Here is a 2,409-nt window from a genome sequence, read left to right as displayed (position 1 = left end):
GGCGTACCACCCCACCTGCTTGCGGTGGAGGTCCCACAGCTCGAGCCCGGCGACCTCGCCGTACCGCTCGGCGAGCGCGCAGGCGACCCGCACCGCCGCCAGCGCGTCCGCACCGGCGTCATGGGCGCGGTCGTGCACCACCCCGTACTCCCCGCAGACGGCCTCCAGCGTGCGCTTGCCCTTGCGGTAGCGGTCGACGGCGCGGTCTATCGTGTACGGATCCACGACGGGGCCGGTCTCCGCGCCCTCCAGCCGCTCGCTCAGCGGGCGCAGCTCGTGCCGCCCCAACTCGGCGGCGAGCAGGCTGAGATCGAACGCCGCGTTGTACGCCACCACCGGGGCGCCGGCGCGCCAGTGGGCCACCAGCACCTCGGCGACCTCCTCGACCACCTCGCGCGCGGGCCTGCCCTCCGCCGCCGCCCGCTCACCGGTGATCCCGTGCACCGCCACGGCGTCCTCAGGGATGGGCACTTGGGGGTCGGCCAGCCACTCGCGGCGCCCGACCGGCTCCCCGCCCCTCACCTCGACCACGGCCGCCGTCACGATCCGTGCCGCGCGCGGATCGGTGCCCGTCGTCTCCAGGTCGAATCCGATCAGCAGCCCCCGGTGCCAGCCCATGGCCGCCCCTCCCTTTGTCGTACTTCCCCCATGTGTGCACCACCTTCCCATGCACCACTGACAACGGCCGGTGCGCCGGACCAAGTCCTCAGACGTCTGAGGACTCTGTGTTAGAGTCCCCGCCGTCCTCGGATGATCGGTCAGGAAGGGGCGGCGCGGTGGCGGCGGAGACGGCACGCTTGCGGCACGGACCCGTGGTGCCGCGGGTCGAGAGCGCCCTGCGCGCGATGCTCACCGAGGGCCGCTGGCGGCCCGGCGAGCGGCTGCCCAACGAGGTGGCGCTCGCCGCCGAACTGGGCGTCGGCCGCTCCTCGGTGCGGGAGGCCGTACGCCTGCTGGCCCATGACGGGCTGGTGGAGGTGCGCCACGGCTCGGGCACCTACGCCGCGCGCCCCCCGGCCCCCGCCGGGGAGGGCGATATGCGGCGGCTGCTGCGCCGGGCCCGGCTGCGCGAGGTGTACGAGGTGCGCCGCGCCCTCGAGGTCGAGGCCGCCCGGCTGGCCGCCGGGCGTATCCGCCCCGAGGACATCGGGCGGCTGCGGGACCACCTCGCGCTGCGCGAGGAGCGGGCCGGAGGCGATCCGTCCGCCTTCGTGGACGCCGATCTGGCCTTCCACCGGACCGTGGTGGAGCTGTCCGGGAACGCCGTGCTGCTCGGCCTGTTCACCTCCGTCCTGCCGGTGCTGCGCGAGGCGCTGGTGGAGATGGTCAGCCACGAGCCGGCCCTGCCCGATGTGTCGTGCGCCCATGCCGAGCTACTGGACGGGCTGGCGCGCGGCGACGCCGACGCCGCGATCGAGGCCACGGTCGCCCATCTCGAGGCCGTCATGGAACTCTTCGGCAGCGACAACGACAGCGGCAACGGCAACGGCAGCGGCAGCGGCAGCGACACAAGCGAACTCGAAAGCGACAACAGCGAAAAGGAGGTGGCGGCCCCGTGACCGCCCCGGCCGTCCCGGTACTCAGGCTGCGCGAGGTGGATGTGGTGCGCGACGGCACCCCGCTGCTGCGCTCGATCTCGCTCACCGTCCATCAGGGCGAGCACTGGGCGCTGCTCGGCTCCAACGGCGCGGGCAAGTCCACCCTGCTCAGCCTGGCGGGCGCGCTGGTGCACCCCACGCGCGGCACGGTGGAGGTCCTCGGCCGCACGCTGGGGCGGGTGGATCTGCGGGAGCTGCGGTCGTTCGTGGGCCATGTGGATCCCCGGCATCCGCTGCGCTCCCCGCTGCGGGTGCGGGACGTGGTGCTCACCGGGCTGACCAACACCGTGGAGCCGGTCCCCCGCCACCGCCCCACCCCCGACCAGCGCGACCGGGCCGACCGGCTGCTCACCACCCTCGGCATGGGCGGAAAGCTGGACGCGCGCTGGCCGACCCTGTCACAGGGTCAGCGCGGCCGGGTGCTGATCGCCCGGGCGCTGATGCCCCTCCCCCGGCTGCTGCTGCTCGACGAACCGGCCACCGGTCTGGATCTGGCCGCCCGTGAGCAGCTGCTGGAGAGCCTGGACATCCTGCGCCGGGACCACCCCGAACTGGCCACGGTCCTGGTCACCCACCACCTGGAGGAGCTGCCCGCCAGCACCACCCACGCCATGCTGCTGCGCACCGGGGAGTGCCTGGCGTCGGGCTCGGTGGACGAGGTGGTGACCACCGACCACATCACCAAGTGCTTCGACCACCCGGTGCACATCAGCCGCACCGACGGCCGCTGGGCCGCCCGCGCCCTGCGCCCCCCGTACCAGGGCACGGGCTCGTACCAGGGCACGGGCTCGTACCAGGGCACCGGCTCCTC

General features: G+C 74.1%; 3 protein-coding genes. 2 read left to right on the top strand and 1 reads right to left on the bottom strand.

Going from position 1 to position 2,409, the window contains the following annotated elements; all coding sequences use genetic code 11:
- Positions 1-618, bottom strand: a 618-nt coding sequence (locus GWI24_RS43405; protein ID WP_210951516.1) for an exonuclease domain-containing protein, incomplete at its 3' end; no start/stop codon positions are given.
- Positions 619-797: 179 nt separating this feature from the next.
- Between GWI24_RS43405 and GWI24_RS43400 the strand changes: the two genes are divergently transcribed.
- Together GWI24_RS43400 and GWI24_RS43395 are read left to right on the top strand one after the other, a co-directional pair.
- Positions 798-1,559: a FadR/GntR family transcriptional regulator gene (locus GWI24_RS43400; RefSeq protein WP_247617701.1), complete on the top strand. Its 762-nt coding sequence runs from the start codon at positions 798-800 to the stop codon at positions 1,557-1,559.
- Positions 1,556-2,409 (top strand): ABC transporter ATP-binding protein (locus GWI24_RS43395; RefSeq protein WP_210951515.1); only part of this gene is annotated, 854 nt, incomplete at its 3' end. The genes GWI24_RS43400 and GWI24_RS43395, both read left to right, overlap by 4 nt.

This window comes from Streptomyces sp. MK37H, from assembly GCF_018035285.1.
Lineage (GTDB): Bacteria > Actinomycetota > Actinomycetes > Streptomycetales > Streptomycetaceae > Streptomyces > Streptomyces endocoffeicus.
The sequence above is the reverse complement of the archived record's forward strand: the minus strand, read 5'-3'. Positions and strand labels throughout refer to the sequence as shown.